Consider the following 23,112-nt stretch of genomic DNA (forward strand, 5'->3'; position numbering starts at 1 on the left):
TGCGCCGATGATAGTGCTGCAACCAGTGTGAAAGTAGGTTATCGTCAGGCTCTTATTAGAAAAGCCCGCTAGGCATGTGCCAGCGGGCTTTTTGCTTTGCGGCATGTTATATTTTCAGCATGCCTGCGCTCTCCCACTCCTACCGTTACGCCTTTGCTTCTGGTCTTTCAGATGCCGGCCGGCCGCACCTGACATTAGCCACTTCAAATGCGGACCAGCGTCCGCATTTCTTCGAGGGCCGATTGCTGCAACCCCGGCTCGCTTCCGAGCTGCTCACCGCGGTGCACCTGATCGTTGGTTCGCGCTTTTTCCTGCCGGCGAATTCGTTGGCGAAAGTGCTGCGCCTGGCCGATCCAGTGGTCACCTGCGGAGAAGGGGCACTGCGGTTTGAAGGCTTCTCCGGGTGTTGCAGCACCTATATCCGCGCCGACTTTTTGCAGGATGCATATGACGGCGACATACTCGCCAAAGGCACTACCAACGTTGACTTCAACGCGCCGATGCGCGCTGCGCTGGCGCGCGTGCGCGACAGCGAGGGAATGGACCTGTCGGTGGGCGCCGATGGCGTGACCATCAACTCCGTGACGGAGTCCAAAGTCGAATTGCCGCTGCGTTGGTTGCGCGGCATGCTGGAGGTGCAGTCCTACCAGGCTGGCATGCGCTTGCGGCACACGATGAGCGGCATGGAGGCGCTGCGATTCCTGCGCGCTTTACCGCGCAATGCGAATGGCCGGACACCTTTGTGGATCGTTGCAGGTCCAACGGGGCTGCGCATGACGGCGCAGCCATCCCATGATGGCGTACGCATGACGGACAGCTCGCGCCTGCGCGTGCTTGAAACGTTGGCGCCCAAGGCGAAGTCTGTTGCGCTTTACGCGGATGAGGCGCAGCAGTCCAGCGCCTGGGTGCTTGATTTTGGCCCGGCGCGCCTGACGCTGGCCCTGAGTGCGGAAACCTGGCGCGGATTTTCAGGCGAGGGACAGTCCCTGCGCGCCCTGCTGCGCGCTGCCGGCTCGAGCGCATTGTCGTCGGTGCGGGCGCAGCTGAACTGGCAGGCGGCGCTTGATCCGGCTGCGATTGCGGCGGCGCTGGCATTGCCGGCGGGGGAAGTTGCCGATGCGCTGCGCGTGCTCGGTGCGACAGGGCTGGTTGGCTTTGACGTGGCGGCAAACAGCTATTTCCATCGCGTGTTGCCATTCGACCTGGCACTGGTGGACGATTTGAATCCCCGCCTTGCGGCGGCACGAGAACTATTGGAGCGGCAAGCGGTGAAAATTCTCAGCAATGATCCGGTCGAGGCACAGGTGGGTGAGCACCGCGTGCGTGAAGTGGGGCAGGAAATGCAGTGCACCTGTCCGTGGTTTGCCAAATACCAGGGTGCGCGCGGACCATGCAAACACGTCCTGGCGGTGGAGGCGACGCGATGAGCTTCCAGCCTGCCAATGAACTGGAGACACTGATTTACGCCGGCGACGGCGATGCAGTTCTGGCCCACCTCGAAGGCAGGTCGGCAGAGGAGCGTTCTGCCCTGGCTGAACGTCTCGCGGCGGTCGCCGACTTGATGCATTACTGGTGGTGGAATCGTACCGTGCTCCACGATAGCTGGGGCATGCTCGCCACCGATGGCCAACGCGATGCCATTGCTATCGCGGCGTTGGCCTGTGCACCCGCGGATCAGGCTTCCCGCTACCGCCTGCCAGCTGATCGTGTGGTGGAGGTCGCAAAGCGCATAAGACCGTCAGGAATCGGTACACTTGCCCGTGACTTTGCTGCGAGGGGCCACATTGCTGCGGCATTGCAGCTCGCCGCTGAAGGCCTGTCGCCATACGCGCTTGACGAAGAAGGCGTGATGCAGCTGATCTCAATGCCGCGCTGGAATCATTACATGCGCGAATACCTGGTTGAGAACCGCGAGGCACTGCATCCAGTTCTGCTGAAGATTTTTGAGGTCGAAGGCAATAGCGAAGTCAATCTGGCCGGTATCGATAAATACTGCAAAACCGAGCAGACCTGGGCCTGGCACCTGTTGCAGGTCTGTGAGGATGGATGGTATTCACGCACCAAGCTCCTGGCGTGCTGTCTCGCTACCCTGGAGCGGGATTGGCCGCAATTCCGCGCAGGGTGGTTCTCGCGCTTTCATGACCAGCTCGCGCCGTCGGCGGAAGAAATGACGCCTCATGCCGCGTGTTACCTCGGCATGCTGCAAAGCCGGATCCCACCGACGGTCACGCTGGCACTGAAGGCTTGTACCAAGCTGTTCGACAAGAAAGTGTTGGCGCAAAGCGCCTTGCTGGACGCGCTGCCGCAGGTGATGCTTTCCGCCGTGAAGGCTCAGGTCGCGGCGGCACTCAAAATGCTCGACTCCGTGGTCAAACGGGATCCTGCAAGTGCGCATGCGGCAGCGCACGTGGCCATTGGCGGCTTGCAGCATACGGATCCGGATTTGCAGCAGGCGATCCTGGAGCGCATTGAAAAGTGGGGCATGGACGCCGATGCCTGCGGGGCGCTGCAAGGAATGGCGCCTTTTGTCGCGGCAAGCATCAAGCCGAAGCTGGATGCGCTGGTCCTTGGTGAGCCTGTTCCTGCGGCAGCATTTTGGCAGGATATCGTCCTGCCGCCACGTGGCAAGCCAATGTCGGCGCTGGATCCCTCCCGGGCCCTGGCGGTGCCGGCTTCGCTCGATGACCTGGTGGCCATGTGTGCGCGGCTGATTGAAGACGAGAGCGATCTCGATCTGTTCGAAGTTGCTTTCGGCGCCTTGTTACGGGCCACTCCATTGTCGGACGATGACCGCCTGCGTTTCGCGCCGGTGCTGAAACGCGCGCGCAAAGTGAAGATGGACGTGTACGAAATGAAGGCCTGCGTATCGAGCGAGTTCGCGCGCCTGCTACTGCGCCTTGTTGCGGGCGAGCAGCGCGAACGGGCACACAATCGCGCGGGTGTGCTGGGCGTGCTGGCGGAGCGTTTCGAGGATGCGAGCCAATTCGACCTGGCGACGCATCGCGGCGGTTTCATCGACCCTGCCGTGTTGGTGCAGCGCGCGGGCGAACTCGGTGCTGGCGTGGCGCAGTTGCCACTACGCGTACAAGTGCGCGCATTGCTGCGCCTGGCCCCTTCGGACGATGCTGCAATACTGAAGGCAGCGGAAGGACTGCCGGTTACGCCGTTCAGCCAGGCCTTTTGCTACGCGCTGGGCGGGGAATGGCCACGTCAGCCGAATGAGGCGCTATGCCTCGCTGCCTCCCGCATCCGGCATCCTGGCGCGGACGATCCAATGGCTATATCGGGTTTTGGCGGCGGGCTGCCGGATGGCGCTGTAGTCGCACGGGTTGACCTGTATAACGAGCTGGTGAAATGGGAGGGCGGCGAATTTTTCCAGCCCCGGGCCACTGTGCCGGAGCCACAGCCAGCAGTCGATGACATCTTGCTTGCGCCGTATCGCTACCAGGGCTTCTGGAGCGACTCGGAGGCATTGATCCTGTTCGGCGCCGCGCTGTTCCCCTCCAGCCATGAAGCCGTGTATGCGGATGCCTTGCCCGGGCTGGCGCATAACCTGCAATACGCTGACGCGCAGTGGCATCATGGCGCGTGGGTGCGCCTGCTCGGCGACCCGGTAACGGAAATGACGCCGGCCGCGACGAAGACGCTGGCGCTTGCCCTGATGGGCAAGGATCCCGGCCGCCTTGCGCGCGCAGTCGACGCGTTCGTCGCCGCCAGCCTGGATGGGCGGCTGGACGTGGACGCGCTGGGGCGGGCCTTGCTCGAACTGATCCCGCTGGAGTACTTCATGGCAACGCGGCTTGCTGCAAGCCTGGCGATGTCGGCGGCGGCCGATCCCGCGATGCCGCCAGTGGTGCTGTCGTTGCTGGGACGACTGTGTGCCGTAGCGCCAGGCGGCGTGCCGCGCGACATGTCGAAGCTGCTGCAACTGATGCAGGAACTGGCACTGCAGTATAGCTTGCGCCCGCCCGCCGCGGACCTGGCTGCGCTGGAACGCCTGCCATTAAGCGGCAAAGCGCAAGCCGTCAGGCGCTCCTTGCTGGATGCTGTCGCGGCCGGACGTGCTTAGTGATCAAGCTCCCGCATGCAGCGTCAGGGTGAATTCGACGCCGCCATCGACATTGCGAACGGCGACGGTGCCGCCCATTTTGGCCATATAGGTTTTCACGACAAACAGGCCCTGGCCGCGGTTGGCGCCTTCTTCCTGTCCTGAGACGCCGTACTCGAAGACCTTGTCGATCAGCCCGGGTTCGATCGCTTCGCCCTGGTTGTGTATGGCCAGGCTGGCTGTGCGCTCGTCCGTCGAAAGCGTCATGATGATGGGCGTACCCGGCGTGCGGTGGCGGTTGGCGTTGTTCAGGATGTGGGTCACCACGTCCTCCAGCGAATAAGGATCGGCGCGCACCATGGCCGGAGTGCCGCCGCCGTAGCTCACGTCATCAATGCCGACGCAGTGGGCGTTGGCCGCCACATCGCGCAGGAAGGCGTCGAGGTCGAGGGTTTCGAGCTGCAGCGTGGTGGATTGGAAGGCCTCGCTCGGCGAGGCCTGTCCGTACAGCACGCGCACTGCCTGCTGCATGCGGTGGATATAGCGCCCGCTCGGGTCATGCTCGCCGCCGTGCAGCGCCATCAGCGACTGCAATGGCGACATGATTTCGTGGCCGACTGCATGCCACATATCGCGTTCCTGTTCGGCGCGAATCGCTTCCTTTTCCACATCTTCGCGCACGCGGCGCAGCAGGTCGTGCAGGCAATTCGCCAGCACGCCCAATTCATCGCGGCCGCGCAGGTCCGACAGGTCGAATTCATCGAGCGCACCGGCAGTCTTGACAGAGCGCGCCACCTTGTCTGCGCGCCTGGTGAGGATGCTGATCGGGCGGATGATACCTGCTTCCACCACCAGCCATGCCACCAGCAGTGCGCCAAGGATGGCGCCCACGAACCATGACACGCGGGTGGCGACTACGCTTAAAGTGTCGCTGACGCTGCGGGCATCGCCGCTCAATTCGATCTCGAAGTTGCCAAGTGGCGTTGGCACGCTGGTACGGGTTAGCAGTGCCTTGACGGTGGTGTCGACTGGCAGGTGGCGCACCAGGGTAAGCAGGGCGTGCCAGCTTTGGTCGCTATTGCTGCTGGCGGCCGACAGGGACAGCACTTCCTTGCCTTGCCCGGTGCGGATACGCAGGGTCTCGCCAGGTAACAGAAGCGACTCCAGGTCGCGCAGCGAGAACAGCGGCGTGGCCTGGTCGCGGGTGGTGTCCAGCAGGGCGGGGCCGCCGCGCGGCGGCAGTACTGCTACGCTGACATTGATGTTTGCCAGGTCCTCCGGCGGCCAGGTCGGCTTGGTCTTGGCGAACAGCGCATCCTGCAGCACACCGACCGGCAACCGGACCGAGAAGAAGGTGCTGTGCGTGCAATCGGGGGCGGCATCCGGCGCGCATACCGGGCTTTGCCAGATCCAGCCACGGAAGTCCTTCACCGGGCGGGCGTGCGGCTGGCCGGCGTCGGCGGCGGTGTACCCGGTCAGGCGTCCGCGTATGCCGCCGCTGGCGGGGTCACCGGTTTGCTCAAAAGGAGCGATCCAGTGGTATTCCTGGCCGCGCAGGCTCACCTTCACATCGACGCGGTGCGACTGGTCGATCGATTCTTCGCGCAGCGGGTGCGCTGCAAGCGGCGGGGAATGAAAAGTTCCGGCGACATAAACAAAGCCGCCGGCCCAGGGATTGTTGCCAATGCCGACGCACAGCGTGCCTTTGTCGCCGTATTGCGCGGCGCAGCCGGCCATGGAGATGGCTTGCTGGACTTTGGCCTGGTCGTCGAAGTCCAGCGCGGCATAGGGCAGCAGTACCGGATGCAGGCCGGGACCCTGGCCGGCGGCGGGATTCAGCAGGGCGAGCTGGCCGGTTGGATGGCGCAGCGTTGCGGCGATCTGTTCGCGCGTCTTGTAGAAGGAGTTCTCGTAAGCCTGGTAGCTGAGCTGCTTTTCCTGCTGCAGCACCGAGACTGCCAGCCCCACCGTCGCGATGGCCAGAAGCGGAAAGGCCATGCGCAAAACGATGCGCAGGCGGTACGGCGTCAACAGGGAGAAGGGATTCATGCCTGGTCGGTCCAGCGGAAGCCGCGCATCGGGATGTTTTCGATGCACTCGAAGGCCGGATCGATTTCGCGGAAGGCGTCGCGGATGGTGCTCACATGCTTGCGGATATTGTCGCGGTTGCGGCCACTCTTCACCACTTCAAACAGGTCTTCATAAGATACCACCTGGCCGCGCCGTTCGAACAGGGCCGCCAGGATGCGCTGCGCCGTCAGCGGCAGGTTGATGCGCTGGCCGCGCCAGGTCGGCGTACGCTGGCGCAGCGGATCCATCGCCAGCTCGCTCGCTGGCGCGGCGGCGGGCTTGCCGTCCCTGGCTGCGCGCAGGATTTCAAGGAAAGTGTCGATGAAATCGGCTTCTTCAAAGGTGGTCTTTTGCAGGTAGTCCCAGGCATCCAGCGCCTTCATGATCGAACGGTAGATGGCGGCCGGCATGGCCGATACCACCAATACCGGCGTTGCATGCCGCTTGTTGATGGCGTTGATGATCGCAACGCCGGCATGGCGTTCGCGACCCAGTTCGATGTCCAGCACCACCAGGTCGTAGCGTTCGCGGGCAATGGCCGCCTCGGCGTCGTCGCGATTGAACCACTGGTCGACCTGGATGCCGGGGCGGGCCGCGGCGATCCAGCCGGCGAGCTGGTTGCTGGTGGGGAGATCGTCTTCAATGATAGCTACACGGGTCATGCGTGAAGTATTACCCAAAAGGCGGGAAATCGGCGTGAATTTTTCTTCACAGGGCGGAAGGGAGAGGGCCGGCGGCAGCATTGAACGTTCGCGGGGGTTGGCGGGAAGATTGCTGTACCGGCGCCGTGCCGGGCCAAACCACCAGAAAGGCAATCATCATGAACAACCGGATCAGTACGATGCTGCAGGCGATTCGCTCGACGCTCGGCCGTGCTGCCAGCAGCATTCATTTTCCTTCCGGCGCCCGCAAAGGCGTCGTGTTGCTCGCCGTGACCGGCGCCGCCGCTTACGGTTTGTACCAGTTCCCTCCAATGCGCACGGTTGGCCGCGGCGAAGTGGCGGTACGTACCAATAACCTGACCGGCGATACTTCGATTGTGCGTGAAGGCCTGGCGCTGGACCTGCCTGGCATCCATGAACTGCGCCTGCTGTCGCTGCGCGACCAGACTTACCGTCCTGCCGCTGCCGGCGAAACCCCGTTCCAGTCCGGCGAAGGCCTGTCGCTGGGCCTGGACATATCGGTGCGCTATGGCCTGGACCAGGCACACCTGGCACTGTTCGCCGCCAAGCTGCCGGCCGATATCTCGCGCGACGTGGTGGCGCCCGACGTGGAAGGCGTGATCTACAAGATCCTGACGCGCTACACCGTGCGTGAAATCTTCTCCTCCAAGCGCGCTGAAATCCAGCAGTCCATCGAGGCCGAACTGAAACCCAAGCTGGCAGCCGACGGCCTTGCGCTGCGCAGCGTCACCATCGGCAAGGTCGTGCTGCCGGAAGATTTCAAGGCCGGCATGGAGAAACTGCTGGCCGAAGAGCTGGCATCCGAAAAAATGCGCTATACGCTGGAACTGAAGGAAAAGCTGGTGCGCCAGACCGCGCTGGAAGCCGAGGCCGAAAAAGTGGCGCGTGAAAAAGCCGCCGAAGCCGCCGCCTCCGAGCAGGTAATCGCCGCCAGGGCGCAGGAAGAAGCCATGCGCCATGTGCTCCCGTTCAAGGAGAAGCAAGTGAAGCAGCGCGAGCTGGAGGCGGAAGCTGAAAAGACCGCCCGTATCAAGACCTCGGAAGGTAATGCCCAGGCGCGCATCATCGAAGCTTCCGGCGAGGCGGATTCGCGCCGCAAGCTGGCGGACGCCGAAGCCTATCGCCAGGAACTGGTGGGCAAGATCGCCAGCGCCCAGATGGAGCGCGACGGCGAGTTGCTGAGCAAGCACCCGCTGCTGATCCAGAAGACCATGGCCGACAAGCTGTCGGACAAGGTGTCGGTCATTATCGCACCGCCGCCGGCCGATGGCGGTTTCATTGGCTCGACGCTGGTTGGCGCGCCAAAGACCGCGCACACCGAGCGCATTGCCGCCAACTCCGGGGAATAACCATGGCTGTTCCGATGCTTGCCGCCACCGTGGCCCTGGCCATCGTCACCCAGGACCAACTGCCGCTGCGCGCGGCGCCGCGTGAATCGGCCCAGGCCCAGGCGGTGCTGTGGCAGGGCGACGCGCTGGAGGTGCGCGGCACCCGCGGCGATTTCCTGCAGGTGTACGACCATCGCCGCGAACGCGCCGGGTATGTGCGCGCAGCGCGCGTGCGCCAGGTCAATTTACAGCCTGGCGCCGCACCGGAGCTGCTGGCCGTGATGCGCTTCCTGCGCGACACGCCGGGCGCCGAAGCGCTGGGCATCAGCTATGGCGCTGCCTACCTGAAGGCAGCGGCGCCGCAAGCAATCGACGCCGAACCGTTCGATGCCATCGGCAGCATGGCTGAAAGGCTGGCGGCGCGCGCCTCTTCCAAACTGGCACCGCAGGCCGAGACCGCGTTGGCCGCCCATCTGGAGGTGGTGGCCAGCTATGGCGTGGCAATGCGCAGCTACGAGAATGACGGCAAAGTCCGGGTGTGCTACGACGGCGACGCCTTCCGCCGGGTGCTGGCTGCCGCGGCAAGCGCCGAGCAGCGCTACCGGGCCGCTCTGGCGCTGAGCAACGGCGCCTGCATCGACCCGGCGCTGGGCGTGCTGCAGCGCGCCGAGCATGACCGCTGGCGTGCCGAGCTGCTCGACACGGTGGACCTGGCGCGCCTGCCGGAACATATGAAGAACCGTATCCATATGCGGCGCGCGGCAGTCTGGTCGAGCGTGGCCTTCCAGCGTGCGCGCAAGGGCGAGGATGCGGCGCCGGCAGCCGGCCGCGCCGAACAGGCGCTGGCGGCAGTCAACAAGCAGGAGCTGGCGGACGAGGACAATGCCGCCTATGCGGAAGCGGGCGTGCGCGTCGGCGCCGTGCGCTGGGCATTGGAGCCGGTGCCGGCGCCAGGCAAGACGGCGCCCCAGCTTGCAGTTACCGCGGCGCCGGGCCGGCCGGGGGAAACTTGCGTGACCCTGCAGGGCGGCGGCAAGCAGCTCGCCAGCCGTTGCACCTGGGGCGTAGCCTGGACGGCCTCTGCACGCGTGCATCCGCAAGGCACGGCGCTGGCGCTGGCGGTGCAGCCGCTGGACGGCTGGCGCGAGATGTGGGTGTTCCGCCGCCTGGGCGAAAGCTGGGTGGTGGACGTGCTGCCGCCGGCCTCCAGCGATCCCGACATCGGCTATGCGGAATTCGCGGGCTGGGTACCCGGCACCGCCAAGATGCTGGCGGCGCGGGAAGTGCGCACCGAGGGCAAGTTCCGCCGCAGCTTCGAACTGCTGGATATGGCGACGCTGGCCACTGAGCGCGGCGCCGACAGGCCGGAATCGCTGTCCACTTTCTACAAGTGGCAGGACCCGGCCTGGAAACGGCAGACGGTCAGCTTGCGCTGATTACTGCGGCTTGTAGGTCACCTTCAGGTTGTAGTTCCCGGCGCTGTAGCCGTTCAGCATGACGTAGACATCGCCGTTTGCCGTAACGCTGGTGCTGCAGGTCTCGGTTGCCGTGGAGCCGTCCGACTTGCAGCTATAGCTGCTGGTGGTCGGCAAGGAGCCCTTGCGCACGTAGAGGTCAATGTCGCCGGTGCCGGTGGTTTCGGCCTTGAAGGTGCCGACGCCGGCCTTGAATGGGCCGAAGGTCTTCTTCTGGTTCTGCGTCAGGCTGCCGGTAAAGGTTTCCACAGTGTCCGGCTTGACGATGACAGGGCCGTCGCTGCCCAGTTCCACCGCATACGCGGCAGCCAGCTTGGCAAACTTCAGTGCATGGTCGGACTGGTTGCCCGAATTGGCGTAAGTGTCGTTGGCGGTGTGGATGTAAGGATTATCTTCGCCCATCAGCGTCTCGAACGGTATCGAAGCCGGGAATCCCTGGTTCTGCCACGAGGCATGGTCGGAGCAGGCGTAGCCGCAGGAACTGTAGCCCACGGTGACGGTCGGCAGGTAGTTCGACATCAGTGAAGCCAGGAAGGTGTTCTGCTGGCTGTCGGTGTAGTCGGTATAGATCCAGACGTCCTTGGCCGAGCCGCGGTAGTTGGTCATATCGAGCTGGATCACGCCGACAACGTTGATGTTGTTGGCCTTGAAGTTGGCGGCGATATCCTTGGAGCCGAGCAGGCCGGCTTCCTCCGCTGCGTAGCCCATGATCTTGATGGTGCGGCGCGGCTTGTAGCCGGAAGCGATCATGGCGCGCACCGCTTCGGTCAGGCTGGCGATGCCGGAGGCGTCGTCGTCGGCGCCCGGCGAGCGCGAGGTCTCGCCATTGCCGCTCATGTTGATGCTATCGAGGTGGCCGCCCATGACAATGACTTCCGAACCATTGTCGGTGCCGTTGATGGTCATGATCACGGACTTCTGGTTGTAGCCCGAGTGCGTGAACTGGCTCACGCTGATATCGCTGCGGCCGGCTGCCATGCTGGTCCACTTCTGCGCCAGCCAGTTGGAGGCATTGGCGCCGTTGGTCGTGCGGTAGTAGCGGTTCGCAAAGTTCGACAGGTCGATGATGGTCTGCTCGATGTTCGACGCCTGCATCGTCGGCAGGATGCCGTTGACGGTGGTCTGGTTGTCGATCGCGTAGCTGGGGCGGGTCACGGCCAATGCGAGCGGCTGCACGGTGCCAGCCTTGGACAGCGCCTGCAGCCCTTCCTGTTCGCTGGAGTGCACGATGAATCCACCGCAGCGCTTCAGTTCCTTGTGGATGGCGGCCGACAGTTTCAGCATGGTTTCTTCGTCGACCTGCACCAGGTGGACTTTCTCCTTGCCCAGGCCTTGCTTGCTCTGCTTCGCGATGGCCTGCGGCGCAGCGGCTTGCAATTTGGCATACGCCGCGTCGCCAAGGGTGATCCAGGTGGGGGCTGCATTTGCTGCGCTGGCTGCCAAGAGTCCTGCTGCCAGTACGACCGGTGTGAATCTCTTCATGTCCGCTCCTTTGCGCAAAAAAAATGCACCCGGGGCGGGTGCATTTGTCAAAAATATTAGCAGATTAGTGCTTGCGCGCGATTGTGTACCAATTTGATTTGTCTCAACTGTCGCGGAAATGCCGCGCACATCATGGAAGTGTGCACTTTTCTTCCGCGGAGGTAGACCATGAAAGCGCAACTGCTGGCCGCATGTGCGGCCATATTCCTGACCGCCTGCACTGGAAAGGGCAGCAACGGCGGCATGCCTGCACCGCAATTTGCCGCCGAAGTCACCCGCACCAGCTACGGGGTGGCGCATATCCAGGCCAAGGATTTTGCCGGTGTCGGCTATGGCCTCGCCTATTCCTTCGCCGAAGACAATATCTGCATGCTGGCCGACAGTTTCCTGACGGTGCGCGGCGAACGTTCGCGTTACTTTGGTGCGGAAGCCCGCGCCACCCGGCCCCGCAACGGCGAGTATGGCGCTGCCCTCGACTTCATGGATTTGCGCAATGAGGACAGCGACTTCTTTTTCAAAGGCTACCTGGATATCGAGAAGCTGCGGGCCGGCTATGCCGCCGGTTCCAGCGAAATCCGGCAACTGCTGCGCGGTTATGCCGCCGGCTACAACCGCTACCTGCGCGAGCACGGCGGGCGCCTGCCCGAAGCTTGCAGCAAGGCGGCCTGGGTCAAGCCGATCGGTACAGACGATGTGATGCTGCTGATCGCTGAGAAGGCGCTGCATGCCACCGGCGAAGTATTCGCCGCCGAGATCGTCGCAGCCGCGCGCGACGTGAGCGGCAATGCCAGCCTGGCGCTGCGGGCCGGGCCGCTGGATGCCCTGCCGTCCAGTGAGCCTTTCCTGCTGCCCACCCAGGGCGCCATGGCCAGCAACGCACTGGCAATCGGCAAGGAAGCCAGCAGCAATGGGCGCGGCATCCTGCTCGGAAATCCGCACTATCCCTGGACCAGTACCGACCGTTTCTATCAGCTGCATGTCACCGTGCCGGGCAGTTACGATGCCATGGGCGTCAGCCTGGGCGGCTTGCCGCTGGTGGTGATAGGCTTCAACAAGGACCTGGCCTGGACCCATACCGTGACCAAGGCCGTGCACTTCACGACGTTTCGCCTGGCACGCGATGCTTCCGATCCGATGCGCTATGTAGTCGACGGCGTGCCGCAATGGCTGGAAACCCGAACCGCGGCAATCGATGTGCTGCAGGCGAACGGCAGCTTGCTGAAGAAAAGCAAGGCCTTCTACTTCAGCAAGCTTGGTGCGGTGATGGCAGTGCCGGGAAGTCCGCAAGGACCGGGCGGCCTGCTGGTGCTGGGCGACCCGAATCGCAACAATACGCGTTCGATGGAGCAGTGGCTCGCCATCGGCCGTGCCGGCAGCGTGCAGGAACTGAAGATGCAGCTCGGGCGCCTGGTCGGCCTGCCCTGGGTGAATACGGTGGCGGCGGACCGGAACGGGGGCGCCTTTTACGCCGATGCCAGCGTCGTGCCGCACCAGAGCGCCGACAAATTCGGCGGCGACTGCCTGCTGCTGGCGAGCTTGCTGATGTTCGATGGCTCGCGCGCTTCCTGCGCCTGGGGGCGTGACGACGACGGCACGCCGGACGGTATTTTCGGCGGCACCAATGCGCCAAGCCTGCAGCGCGCAGACTATGTTGCAAATTCCAACGATGGGTATTGGCTCACCAATGCGCGGCATTTGCTGCTTGGGCCGGCGCCGCTTGGCTACTCGCCCTTGTACGGCCCGGTGGGCGTGGCGCAGCACCTGCGCACGCGCAGCGCCTTTATCGGCATCGAGGACATGCTGGCGCAGCGCGGGCAAGTGGGGCCGCAGGACCTGCAGGCGCTGCTGTTCGCCAACCGCATCCTGGCGGCAGAGCTGGTGCTGCCGGAACTGCTCCCGGCCTGCATGGCTAGCCCCGACGCCGTGCTGCTGAAGGCATGCGCCGCCCTGGCAGCGTGGGACCGCAAGGCGGAACTGGATAGCCGCGGCGCCGTGCTGTTCCGCGAATTCTGGAACAGCGCAGCCAGGTTGCCTGGGATCTGGGCGCTGGCATTCGATGCTGCCGATCCCCTGCATTCACCGCGTGGCGTGGCGCCGGCGGCGGTACCGGCCATGCTGGCAGCACTGAATGACGCGGCCTTGCGCCTGCGGCAGCTTGGCGTGCCGTTCGACGGGCGCCTGGCCGATTTCCAGGTAGAGCCCCGCAATGGCCAGCGCTTTCCGATCCACGGTGCGATCGGCGACATCGATGGCAGTTATAACTCGATCCACATGGCCGGCACGCTGGGAGCATCGGGCTACGAACGCGTGACGTGGGGCACCAGCTATATCCATCTGGTCAGCTTCGATGAAAACGGGCCGCAGGCGCGCGGCCTGCTGGTCTACGGCCAGTCGACCGATCCGCGTTCGGCGCACTATGCCGACCAGCTGCCGCTGTACGCGGAAAAACGCCTGCCCTTGCTGCCTTTTTCCGCATCCGCCATTGCCGCCGACCCGGCGCGCCGGATCAGGCAATTGCAAGAATAGTGATGTAGTGCAACTACGCACGCCGCGCTTGCCAGTCACTGGGCATGGGCATACGATTGGCGCATGAGCTCACAGCGCATCCAGCCGCCGGCGCTGCTCTTTATCGAGGGCGACCTCACGATCCGGCGCGTGCAGGAACTGAAAGACGTGCTGCTGGCACGCCTGGCGCAGTCGCAGGCGCTGGAAGTGGACCTGGCGGGCGTCACGGAGATCGATACCGCAGGCGCCCAGCTCCTGCTGATGGCGCGCCGCGCCGCGCAAGCCAGCCGGAAAGAGCTGCGTCTGGGCGCTTGCAGCCCGGCCGTGGCCGCGCTGTTCGCGTTGCTGCGCATCGAATAGGAAGGCAGGCGCCATGGACCTGGACGAAGGCTTGCAGGCGTTTGTCACCGAGGCGGGGGAATTGCTGGCTGAAATGGAGGCCTGCTTGCTGAAGCTGGGCGAGCCTGCCGCGCGCGAGGAGGCCGTCAATGCCATCTTCCGCGCCGCCCACACCATCAAAGGGACGGCCGGCCTGTTCGGGCTGGACTACATCGTGCTGTTCACCCATGCGGTCGAAAGCGTGCTGGAAGAGGTGCGCAATGGCGCGCAGCCGCTCGATGACGACCTGCTCGCGCTGTTGCTGGAGTGCGCGGACCAGATTGGAGCCATGGTGGGCGATGTCGAGCGGGGCGGGCGAGGCGAGCTTGGTGAGCGGTGCCGCCCGCAACTGGATGCCCTGCATGCCTACCTCGCCCCGGCGCCGGCCTTGGGCGAGACGGCTCTGCCGCCGGTTTTCGGTGCCGGGATCGAGGCCGGCGAGAGCGGCTTCTGGCTGGTATCGCTGGAATTCGGCCGCGACGTGTTCCGCCACGGGATGGACCCGGCATCCTTCATTGCCTATCTCGGCCGCCTGGGACGGATTGTCGCACTGGCCACGGTGGACGGTGGCTTGCCGCCGCCGGAGCAGATGGATCCGCAAAGCTGCTACCTCGGATTTGAAATCGTGCTGGAGACAGTTTCCAACGCCGAAGAAATCAGCAAGGTGTTCGAATTTTTGCACGATGAATGCACTTTGCGACTGCTGCCGCCCGGCAGCAGCAATGACGACTTCCAGCGCCTGGCCAATATTCTGCCGCTGCATGGCGACGCTATTGCGGGCGTCCTGCAGGCCAGCGGCCTCGGTTCGGTGGTGCCGCAGGCGGTGGCAGCGCAGCTGGCAGGGCCTGAAGCTGGCGCGGTGGCGGCCAAGCCGAACGAGAGCCGCACCATCCGCGTCGATGCCGAGCGCCTGGGGCACCTGATTACGCTGGTGGGAGAACTGATCATCGCCAGTGCACGCACCCAGATGATCGGCAGCCGCCATAAGGACGCCGACCTGCAGGACAGTACTTCTGCCTTGGCTGAGCTGGTCGAACAGGTGCGCGACAGCGCCCTGCAACTGCGGATGGTGAAGATCGGCGCCACGTTCAACCGTTTCCAGCGGGTGGTGCACGATGTGGCGCGCGAAATCGGAAAGGACATCCGCCTGGTCCTGAGCGGCGAAGACGTGGAACTGGACAAGACCCTGGTGGAACGCATTGGCGACCCCCTGACCCACCTGGTGCGCAACGCCATCGACCACGGCATTGAGCCGCCCGAAGTACGGCGCCAGCGCGGCAAACCGCTGCAAGGTACGGTATTCCTGAACGCCTTTCACGACTCGGGCAGCATCGTGATCGAGGTCGGCGACGACGGCGGCGGCCTGCAGCGCGAACGCATCATCGCCACTGCCATCGAACGCGGCCTGCTCGATGCGGAGCACAAGGTCAGCGACAGCGAAGTGTTCGGGCTGATATTCGAGCCGGGATTTTCCACCGCCAGCACGGTGACCAGCCTGTCGGGGCGCGGCGTCGGCATGGACGTGGTCAAGCGCAATATCGAGGCGCTGCGCGGCAGCATCACCATCGACAGCGAGGCTGGCCGCGGCACCACGGTGCGCGTACGCCTGCCGCTGACGCTTGCGATCATGGACTGCATGCTGGTGACGGTAGGCAGCTCGCGCTTCGCCATCCCGCTCGGTACGATAGAAGAATGCGTGGAGTACGAGCGCGAGGGCCGGCGTGGCTTCGCCGACCTGCGCGGCGAAGTGCTGCCGACAGTCGCCCTGCGCCAGCTGTTCCGCCTGCAAGGCTCCGCCCCCCGCCGCGAAAGCGTGCTGGTGGTGCGGCATGCCGGCCAGCGCGCGGGGCTGGTGGTGGATAGCCTGCAGGGGCAATGCCAGGCCGTGATCAAGCCGCTCAGTCCTGTGTTCAGCGGCATCTCCTGCCTGAGCGGATCAACGGTACTGGGCAGCGGCGATGTGGCTTTAATCCTGGACATACCGGCACTGCTCAAACAACTACAGGCAAGACAGGCTGGCAACCTGGCAGCATAGGAGCGAGACGATGCAGCGAAAACTGACAGTTGGGATGCGCCTTGGCCTGCTGGTCGGGGTGCTGGTACTGATGATGGCCGGTATCGGTTATGCCGGCATGCGCGGCATGGAATTCAGCAATGCGCGCTTGAAGGCAACCTACGAAGACCGGACGGTGGCCTTGATCTACCTTGGCAAGGTCAATGAATACACGCTGCGCACCCGCCACCGCATGGTGATGACAGCTGCCGCCGGCAGCCTGGCCGAGGTGGAGGCGGCCCAGCAAGGCGACGCCTCGCACCAGGAGCTGATCCGCAAGAACTGGAACGCGTACCTGGCCACTTTCCTGACCCGGGAAGAACAGCAGTTGGTCGCGCAGTACACGGCGGCCTGGAATACCTGGCAGGATTTGCGCAGTGCCGTCATCCTGAAGGCGCGTGCCGGCAAGTTCAAGGAGGCGTTGGAAGAGGCGCGCGGCGCCGACGTGCCGTTCCGGGCCGTGTTGGCCGCCATGGGCAAACTGATCGACTTGCAGGAGCGGGTGGCGCGTGAGGAATACGAGTCGGCCATGGCGCAAACCGCGGCCACGATGCGCACCAACGCCATGCTGCTGGGCGGCGGCCTGCTGGCCGGTATCGCACTGTCGGCCTGGATGATACGCGGCTTGTTGCGCCAGTTAGGCGGCGAGCCGGATTATGCCGCCCACATCGTGCAAGAGGTCGCGCTGGGCAACCTGGCGGTGCAAATCAGCCTGAGAAAAGGGGATAAGGGCAGCTTGCTGGCGTCGATGAAGCAGATGGTGGACAAGCTGTCCGGCGTCGCATCGGAGGTAAGTAACGGGGCGCTGGCGCTGGCGGCCGCCTCGGAGGAGGTCAGCGCCACGGCGCAGTCGCTGTCGCAGGCGGCCAGCGAGCAGGCTGCCAGTGTCGAAGAAACCAGCGCCTCGGTGGAAGAGATGAGTGCCTCGATCGGCCAGAACACGGACAATGCGCGGATTACCGACACCACTGCCTCCAAAGCGGCCTGCGAGGCCGGGGAGAGCGGCGCAGCGGTGCGCAGCACGGTGAGCGCCATGCGCGATATCGCCAAGCGCATCGTGATCATCGACGATATCGCCTACCAGACCAATTTGCTGGCGCTGAACGCCGCCATCGAAGCGGCGCGCGCCGGCGAGCATGGGCGCGGCTTTGCCGTCGTGGCGGCGGAAGTTCGGAAGCTGGCCGAGCGCAGCCAGGTGGCGGCGCAGGAAATCGGCGACCTGGCCTGCGACAGCGTGCAGGTGGCAGAGCGGGCCGGCGGTTTGCTCGACGCCATGGTGCCGGCGATCCAGCAGACTTCGCGCCTGGTGCAGGAGATTGCAGCCGCGTCGATAGAGCAGGCTTCCGGAGTGGGGCAGATCAATATGGCAATGGGGCAGTTGAGCCAAACCACGCAGCAAAATGCTGCCGGTGCGGAAGAACTGGCCTCCACTGCTGAGGAAATGAGCAGCCAGGCGGAGGAATTGCAGCAGCTGGTACGCTTCTTCCGAGTCGCGCAGGATGAGGCGCCGCGGCGCAACGTTGAAACGAAGCCTCCCGCCAGCCAGCGCGCCTCGCTGCGCCGCCTGTCCCGGGTGCCGACGCTGGATGAAAGCAACTTCACACGATTTTGAGGGCAGGGCATGGATGCTGAGCACCAGTACCTGAGTTTCCGCCTGGGCGAGGAAACGTTCGGGCTGGGCATACTTGCGGTGCGCGAGATCATCGAGTACGGTGGCGTGACCGACGTGCCGATGATGCCGCCCTGCGTGCGCGGGGTGATCAACTTGCGCGGCGCCGTGGTGCCGGTGCTGGACCTGGCTGCGCGTTTCGGGCGCGCGCCAGGCTTGATTGGTCGGCGCAGCTGCATCGTCATCGTCGAAAGCGGGATGCCGCCCGAGCAGCAGGTGCTAGGCTTGCTGGTCGACGCGGTGAATGCGGTGCTCGACATCGATGCCGGGCAAATCGCGCCGCCGCCCAGTTTTGGCGCGGGGCTGCGCAATGATTTCATCACCGGCATCGGCAAGGTCAGTGGAAAGTTTCTTATCCTGGTCAACCTGGAGGCAGTGCTGAACGTGCCGGAAATCGCTGCAATGGCGGGGGATGTGAATTGATGCAGCCAGTTGCTCCTCTGACGGACCGCGAGTTCGTGCAATTCCAGCGTTTCATCCACGAAGCGGCGGGGATTTCCCTGTCGGACGCCAAAAAACCGCTGGTGTCCGGGCGGCTGGCCAAACGCCTGCATCACCTGCAGTTCAGTAGCTACGACTCCTATTTCCAGTTGATCAGCAGCGGCGCTGCACCGGAGGAAACCCAGATTGCCATCGACCTGCTGACCACCAACGAAACCTACTTCTTCCGCGAAGCCCGCCATTTCGAGCATTTGCGCTCCGTACTGAAAGAACGCAGGCAGCGCAGCGAACCGTTCCGGGCCTGGAGCGCGGCCTGCTCTACAGGGGAAGAGCCGTATTCGATCGCCATGGTGCTGGCCGACCTGTTGCCGCCACAAGGATGGGAGGTGCTGGCCTCCGATATCAGCGCGCGCGTGCTGGAGACGGCGCGCCAGGGCCACTACCCGATGATGCGCGCGGCCCACGTGCCCCAGGAATACCTGCGCCGGTTCTGCCTGAAGGGCATCGATGCCGAGGATGGCACGCTGCTGGTATCGCGCGTGCTGCGCGAATGCGTGGAGTTCGCCCAGGTCAACCTGAATGCGGCGCACCTGCCGGCGCTGGGCAAGTTCGACGTCATTTTTTTGCGCAATGTGCTGATCTATTTTGACGGCGAAACCAAGCGCCGTGTGACGCAGCGCGTGCTTGAATTCCTGCGTCCGGGAGGACACCTGTATATCGGCCACGCGGAAAGCCTGCACGATATGGGACTTCCGGTGCGCAGCATTGCGCCGGCAATCTATCGCAAGGAATGATATGGAAACGGGCGCCGTTTTCGAGGTCTACCTGCTGCCCGGTGAGTACTTCGTTGGCGATGCGCGTTACCGCATCCGTACCGTGCTCGGTTCCTGCGTGTCGATCACCCTTTGGCACCGGCGCTTGCGCATCGGCGCCATGTCGCACTTCCTGCTTTCGGAGCGCGAATCGGGGCCCGATGCAGAGCCGGCGGCCGGGTTGAGCGGCCGCTATGGCAACGATGCAATGCAATTGATGGTGGCGCAGCTGCAGGAACGCGGGGTACTTGTGCGTGAGTGCGAAGCGAAGGTGTTCGGCGGCGGCACCATGTTTCCATCGATCGAAGCGGGGCGGCAACCGGGTATCGGCCACCGTAACGGCATGGCTGCTGAAAAGCTGCTGTCGGAGTACGGCGTTCCCGTCGTGTCGGAGAGCCTGTTCGGCATTGGGCACCGGCATATCCTGTTCGACGTGGCCACGGGCGACGTCTGGGTACGCCAGGGGGAAAAGGGAGGCGCATGAAGCAGATCAAGGTCATGGTGGTGGACGATTCGGCGGTAGTGCGGCAAGTGCTGAGCGGCCTGCTGGGGCGCGAGCCGGACATGAAAGTTACGTACGCCGTGGCCGATCCGATCCTTGCCTGGGAGCGCATGCGCCTGCAGTGGCCGGACGTGGTGGTGCTGGATGTTGAAATGCCGCGCATGGATGGCATCACTTTCCTGCGCAAGATCATGGCCGAACGCCCGACACCGGTCGTCATCTGCTCCTCGCTGACGGAAAAGAGCACCCGCACCTCAATGGAGGCGCTGGCCGCCGGCGCGGTTGCCGTGGTAGGCAAGCCCAGGCTCGACCCGCGGCAGTCGCTGCACGATGGCTGCGAGGAGCTGGTAGCCGCCGTGCGCAGTGCGGCCCAAGCGCGGCTGCAGTCAATTTCCGGCGGCCGTCCAGCTGCACCGCCTGTGGTGCCATCGGCCAAACTCAGCGCGGACGCCATCCTGCCCCCGGCGGTGGAGGGCGCGCTGCCGGCCCGCGGCAACGGGCGCGTGGTGGCCTTGGGTACGTCGACCGGCGGCACGCAGGCGCTGGAACGGGTACTGGCCGAGCTGACGCCTGCTGTGCCGGGCATCGTCATTGTGCAGCATATGCCGGAGCAGTTCACCGCCGCATTCGCCGAGCGCCTGAATGGACTGTGCCGGATCGAAGTGAGGGAGGCGCGCAACAACGACCCCGTCCGCTCAGGCCATGCGCTGATTGCCCCCGGCGGGCGCCATATGCTGTTGCGGCGCGGCCCATCCCAGTATTTCGTTGAGGTGGTTGACGGGCCTTTGGTCAATCGCCACCGGCCCTCGGTGGACGTGTTGTTCCGCTCCGTCGCGAAGTGTGCCGGCGCCAGTGCGCTCGGCATCATCATGACCGGCATGGGCGACGATGGCGCAGCAGGCCTGCTGGAAATGCGCCAGGCCGGCGCCCGCACGCTGGCGCAGGACGAACAGAGTTGCGTGGTGTACGGCATGCCGCGTGAAGCTGTGAAGCGCGGCGCTGCAGAGCGCAGCGTCGCGCTGGATGCAATCAGCCGCGAAATCCTGCAATATGGCGGTATGGAACGGAGGACGAATGAAGGACTTTAGCGCAAGCACGGCCTTGATCGTTGAAGATAGCGCGGTGCAACGCGAGCACGTTGCGGCGCTGTTGCGCCAGATTGGCTTCGGCACCGTCCTGATCGCGAATGACGGTATCAATGCTTTGCGCACGCTGGAGCAGCTGGCCGCTCCGGTGGACCTGGTGCTGACCGACCTCGACATGCCGGGCATGGATGGCGTGGAGCTGATCCAGCAGCTGGAAAAGCGACGCTGGGCCGCCAACCTCATTGCCGCCTCCGCTAACCAGCCCCGCCTGTTGGAAGCGGCAAGCAGCCTGCCGTCGGGCAGTGCGATGCGCCTGCTATCCACCATGCCCAAGCCGGTGCGCCTGGAAGCGCTGCAGGGGTTGCTGCACGATGCCTCGATGCTGGCGCTGGCTGAGCTGGAGCAGGGTGTGGCGCCCGAGATCCCGAATATCACTGAAATCGAAGCCGGGTTGGCGGCTGCGGAATTCATGCCCTTATATGCACCGCGCGTCGCCCTTGATAGCGGCCGGATGGTGGGTATTGCCGTCCAGGGATGTTGGCGTCGTCCAGGGCGTCCCCCGATGGACGTTGCCAGCCTGCTGCCGGTGCTGGCTGGCGACAGTGAAACGATAGGCGCCATTTTGCTGGCGCTGGCGACCCAGGCCGCGGCTGACTTGCACGGGTGGCAGGAAATGGGGCTGTCGGCGATCAAACTTTCGCTCCCGCTGCCGGCCGAATTGCTGGAAGACCTGGGGGAACTGGGGCGGCTGGTGGCCGGCATCCAGGCCCAGGACGTCAAGCCGGGCAGCGTATGCTGGGAAATCAGTGAAGCGGTGATTGCGGCCTGCGAGCCGGAATTGCTGCACAATATTGGCCGCCTTAGCTTGCGCGGCTACGGCATCGGTGCCGTCCACTGCGGCCGCTACGAGGCAAAAACGCGCGACTTTGCCTCTTTTCCGCTGTCGGAGATTTCAATCGATCCCTTGTTCGTGCACGAAGCAGCCCAGCGCAGCCACCGCCGGCCGCTATTTGAAAGCTTGCTGGCCATGGCCGGCAAGCTTGGCGTGCCGGCTTGCGCCGACGGCATCGAAAACGTCGAGGACTGGGCACTGATGCGTGAAATGGGCTGCGGCACGGGGCAGGGGCCACTGGTTGCCGCCCCGATGGCAGGGAGCGAATTCGTCGAATGGTATAAGGATAGCCGCCAGCGCCTGCGCGACTGTGCCGGACACCGGCTCAGTGACGCGGCGCCTCCAGCGGCAGGGACAGGGTAAAGCAGGTGCCGCGGCCCTCCTCGCTGCGAACTGTAATGCGGCCACCCAGGATATCGGACACGATGCTGTGCACGATATGCAGGCCGAGGCCTGAGCCGCCCACCCCCATCTTGGTAGTAAAGAAGGGGTCGAAGATGCGCTCCTGGTTGCCGGCGCTGATGCCATTGCCGTTGTCGCGTACATGCAGTGCGATCCACTCGGGCTTTTCATACTCCGCTACCAGTTCCACTTTACCCTCGCTGCGGCCGTCGAAGGCATGCATAAGGGCGTTGTTCACCAGGTTGGCGATCACCTGGCCGAGGGGGCCGGGGTAGCTGTCCATCATCAGCTCATCCGGTACGGACTGCTGCACTTCGAATGGAGTACGCCTGATCGATGGCAGCAGCGTCAGTACATTGCCCGACACCACTTCCGACAGCAGGAAGGTGCGGCGCTGGGTGCTGGTCTGGTCCACCGCCACCTGTTTGAAGTTGGTGACCAGGTCGGCGGCCCGCTGCAGGTTGCGCATCAGGATCTCGGTCGTGGTGCAGGCATTATCCAGATAGCCGACCAGCTCGGAGCGGCGCATATTCTCGCCCTTGGTGAAGTGCTCGCGAATCTCGCCGGTCTGCGCCTCGAATGTACTGGCTACCATCAGGCTATTGCCGATCGGGGTATTCAGTTCATGTGCGATGCCGGCCACCAGCGAGCCGAGCGCCGCCAGCTTTTCGTGGTGCACCAGGTCTTCCTGGGCGCGCGCCAGCGATTGGTATGCCTGTTTCAGTTCACTGTTCGCCCGGCGCAGGGCGATGTGGGTATTGATGCGGGCCAGCACTTCCTCAACCTGGAACGGTTTGGTGATGTAATCGACGCCGCCGACGGCGAAGCCGCTGACAATTTGTTTGGCATCGCTCAGTCCCGTCATGAAGATGACCGGGACATCGCGCGTGTCGGCATCCGCTTTCAGGCGTCGGCAGGCCTCGAAGCCATCCAGGCCAGGCATGACAATATCAAGCAGGATCAGGTCCGGCTCGGCCAACGCCGCCCGCATCATGCCTTCGCGCGCATCGTGGGCCAGAACTACCAGGAAGCCGTGGTGGCTCAGGTGATCGAGCAGGGCGAGCAGCAAAGTCGGCGAATCGTCGACGACCAGGACTGTTGGCCGGCGCAGAATTTGTTTAGATGGCATCCCAAACCTTTTTCACATGTGGCCCTTGTCAGAGTGAATCTGGCTTGCTATAGTTCTGTCCCTCGCAACGCAGTGCTGACAAAACAGCAGAGCGAAACGAGAAAAAGAAGGGGTTGACGAGCTGCACGCTGTACCGCATAATCTCGCTTCTCTGCTGC

The 23,112-nt window shown here is 64.2% G+C and carries 17 protein-coding genes; 13 read left to right on the forward strand and 4 right to left on the reverse strand.

Annotated elements, in window-relative coordinates; all coding sequences use genetic code 11:
• The first annotated feature begins 242 nt into the window (after positions 1–242).
• Both ASD07_RS15475 and ASD07_RS15480 read left to right on the forward strand, forming a co-directional pair.
• Entirely contained in the window at positions 243–1,427 is a 1,185-nt protein-coding gene (locus ASD07_RS15475; RefSeq protein WP_055932026.1) for an SWIM zinc finger family protein, read from the forward strand.
• Entirely contained in the window at positions 1,424–4,069 is a 2,646-nt protein-coding gene (locus tag ASD07_RS15480) for a DUF6493 family protein (RefSeq protein WP_055932029.1), read from the forward strand. Before ASD07_RS15475 ends, ASD07_RS15480 begins: the two co-directional genes overlap by 4 nt.
• 3 nt (positions 4,070–4,072) lie before the next feature.
• Here ASD07_RS15480 and ASD07_RS15485 read toward each other — a convergent pair whose 3' ends face one another.
• On the reverse strand, positions 4,073–6,097 hold the full coding sequence (locus ASD07_RS15485) for a HAMP domain-containing sensor histidine kinase (protein WP_055932031.1): 2,025 nt from the start codon (positions 6,095–6,097) through the stop codon (positions 4,073–4,075).
• A complete protein-coding gene (locus ASD07_RS15490; RefSeq protein WP_055932034.1) occupies positions 6,094–6,780 on the reverse strand; it encodes a response regulator transcription factor in 687 nt (228 codons plus the stop codon). Before ASD07_RS15490 ends, ASD07_RS15485 begins: the two co-directional genes overlap by 4 nt.
• Positions 6,781–6,938: 158 nt before the next feature.
• Between ASD07_RS15490 and ASD07_RS15495 the strand changes: the two genes are divergently transcribed.
• Positions 6,939–8,150 (forward strand): SPFH domain-containing protein, encoded by a 1,212-nt coding sequence (locus ASD07_RS15495; protein WP_055932038.1) that lies wholly within the window; start codon positions 6,939–6,941, stop codon positions 8,148–8,150.
• Between the two features lie 2 nt (positions 8,151–8,152).
• Positions 8,153–9,565, forward strand: coding sequence for a hypothetical protein (locus ASD07_RS15500; protein WP_055932040.1), 1,413 nt, complete (start codon positions 8,153–8,155; stop codon positions 9,563–9,565).
• Here the strand turns inward: ASD07_RS15500 and ASD07_RS15505 are convergent, their stop codons facing one another.
• Positions 9,566–11,086, reverse strand: coding sequence for a M20/M25/M40 family metallo-hydrolase (locus ASD07_RS15505; protein ID WP_055932043.1), 1,521 nt, complete (start codon positions 11,084–11,086; stop codon positions 9,566–9,568).
• A 168-nt stretch (positions 11,087–11,254) separates the two neighbouring features.
• Between ASD07_RS15505 and ASD07_RS15510 the strand changes: the two genes are divergently transcribed.
• From ASD07_RS15510 to ASD07_RS15550, 9 genes are all read left to right on the forward strand, one after another.
• Entirely contained in the window at positions 11,255–13,612 is a 2,358-nt protein-coding gene (locus tag ASD07_RS15510; RefSeq protein WP_055932046.1) for a penicillin acylase family protein, read from the forward strand.
• Positions 13,613–13,675: 63 nt separating this feature from the next.
• Positions 13,676–13,951 (forward strand): lipid asymmetry maintenance protein MlaB, encoded by a 276-nt coding sequence (locus ASD07_RS15515; RefSeq protein ID WP_055932049.1) that lies wholly within the window; start codon positions 13,676–13,678, stop codon positions 13,949–13,951.
• A 13-nt stretch (positions 13,952–13,964) separates the two neighbouring features.
• Positions 13,965–16,004, forward strand: coding sequence for a chemotaxis protein CheA (locus ASD07_RS15520; protein WP_055932053.1), 2,040 nt, complete (start codon positions 13,965–13,967; stop codon positions 16,002–16,004).
• A gap of 10 nt (positions 16,005–16,014) precedes the next feature.
• Positions 16,015–17,634 (forward strand): methyl-accepting chemotaxis protein, encoded by a 1,620-nt coding sequence (locus ASD07_RS15525; RefSeq protein WP_082507354.1) that lies wholly within the window; start codon positions 16,015–16,017, stop codon positions 17,632–17,634.
• A 9-nt stretch (positions 17,635–17,643) separates the two neighbouring features.
• Entirely contained in the window at positions 17,644–18,114 is a 471-nt protein-coding gene (locus ASD07_RS15530; RefSeq protein ID WP_055932056.1) for a chemotaxis protein CheW, read from the forward strand.
• Positions 18,114–18,926, forward strand: coding sequence for a protein-glutamate O-methyltransferase CheR (locus ASD07_RS15535; protein WP_055932058.1), 813 nt, complete (start codon positions 18,114–18,116; stop codon positions 18,924–18,926). Before ASD07_RS15530 ends, ASD07_RS15535 begins: the two co-directional genes overlap by 1 nt.
• A gap of 1 nt (position 18,927) precedes the next feature.
• On the forward strand, positions 18,928–19,428 hold the full coding sequence (locus ASD07_RS15540; protein ID WP_055932061.1) for a chemotaxis protein CheD: 501 nt from the start codon (positions 18,928–18,930) through the stop codon (positions 19,426–19,428).
• Positions 19,425–20,534: a chemotaxis response regulator protein-glutamate methylesterase gene (locus ASD07_RS15545; RefSeq protein ID WP_055932064.1), complete on the forward strand. Its 1,110-nt coding sequence runs from the start codon at positions 19,425–19,427 to the stop codon at positions 20,532–20,534. Before ASD07_RS15540 ends, ASD07_RS15545 begins: the two co-directional genes overlap by 4 nt.
• A complete protein-coding gene (locus ASD07_RS15550; RefSeq protein ID WP_055932067.1) occupies positions 20,521–21,786 on the forward strand; it encodes an EAL domain-containing protein in 1,266 nt (421 codons plus the stop codon). The genes ASD07_RS15545 and ASD07_RS15550 overlap by 14 nt, the downstream gene beginning before the upstream one ends.
• Here ASD07_RS15550 and ASD07_RS15555 read toward each other — a convergent pair.
• Positions 21,749–22,954, reverse strand: coding sequence for a hybrid sensor histidine kinase/response regulator (locus ASD07_RS15555; RefSeq protein ID WP_055932070.1), 1,206 nt, complete (start codon positions 22,952–22,954; stop codon positions 21,749–21,751). The genes ASD07_RS15550 and ASD07_RS15555 overlap by 38 nt on opposite strands.
• Positions 22,955–23,112 lie beyond the last annotated feature (158 nt).

The sequence above is a fragment of the Duganella sp. Root336D2 genome, assembly GCF_001425005.1.
GTDB lineage: Bacteria > Pseudomonadota > Gammaproteobacteria > Burkholderiales > Burkholderiaceae_D > Rugamonas.

Bases quoted from the DNA above. Each gene is read 5' to 3' on its own strand.
- ASD07_RS15480 (WP_055932029.1), top strand. From the start codon at position 1,424: ATGAGCTTCCAGCCTGCCAATGAACTGGAGACACTGATTTACGCCGGC.
- ASD07_RS15485 (WP_055932031.1), bottom strand. From the start codon at position 6,097: ATGAATCCCTTCTCCCTGTTGACGCCGTACCGCCTGCGCATCGTTTTG.
- ASD07_RS15490 (WP_055932034.1), bottom strand. From the start codon at position 6,780: ATGACCCGTGTAGCTATCATTGAAGACGATCTCCCCACCAGCAACCAG.
- ASD07_RS15495 (WP_055932038.1), top strand. From the start codon at position 6,939: ATGAACAACCGGATCAGTACGATGCTGCAGGCGATTCGCTCGACGCTC.
- ASD07_RS15500 (WP_055932040.1), top strand. From the start codon at position 8,153: ATGGCTGTTCCGATGCTTGCCGCCACCGTGGCCCTGGCCATCGTCACC.
- ASD07_RS15505 (WP_055932043.1), bottom strand. From the start codon at position 11,086: ATGAAGAGATTCACACCGGTCGTACTGGCAGCAGGACTCTTGGCAGCC.
- ASD07_RS15510 (WP_055932046.1), top strand. From the start codon at position 11,255: ATGAAAGCGCAACTGCTGGCCGCATGTGCGGCCATATTCCTGACCGCC.
- ASD07_RS15515 (WP_055932049.1), top strand. From the start codon at position 13,676: ATGAGCTCACAGCGCATCCAGCCGCCGGCGCTGCTCTTTATCGAGGGC.
- ASD07_RS15520 (WP_055932053.1), top strand. From the start codon at position 13,965: ATGGACCTGGACGAAGGCTTGCAGGCGTTTGTCACCGAGGCGGGGGAA.
- ASD07_RS15525 (WP_082507354.1), top strand. From the start codon at position 16,015: ATGCAGCGAAAACTGACAGTTGGGATGCGCCTTGGCCTGCTGGTCGGG.
- ASD07_RS15530 (WP_055932056.1), top strand. From the start codon at position 17,644: ATGGATGCTGAGCACCAGTACCTGAGTTTCCGCCTGGGCGAGGAAACG.
- ASD07_RS15535 (WP_055932058.1), top strand. From the start codon at position 18,114: ATGCAGCCAGTTGCTCCTCTGACGGACCGCGAGTTCGTGCAATTCCAG.
- ASD07_RS15540 (WP_055932061.1), top strand. From the start codon at position 18,928: ATGGAAACGGGCGCCGTTTTCGAGGTCTACCTGCTGCCCGGTGAGTAC.
- ASD07_RS15545 (WP_055932064.1), top strand. From the start codon at position 19,425: ATGAAGCAGATCAAGGTCATGGTGGTGGACGATTCGGCGGTAGTGCGG.
- ASD07_RS15550 (WP_055932067.1), top strand. From the start codon at position 20,521: ATGAAGGACTTTAGCGCAAGCACGGCCTTGATCGTTGAAGATAGCGCG.
- ASD07_RS15555 (WP_055932070.1), bottom strand. From the start codon at position 22,954: ATGCCATCTAAACAAATTCTGCGCCGGCCAACAGTCCTGGTCGTCGAC.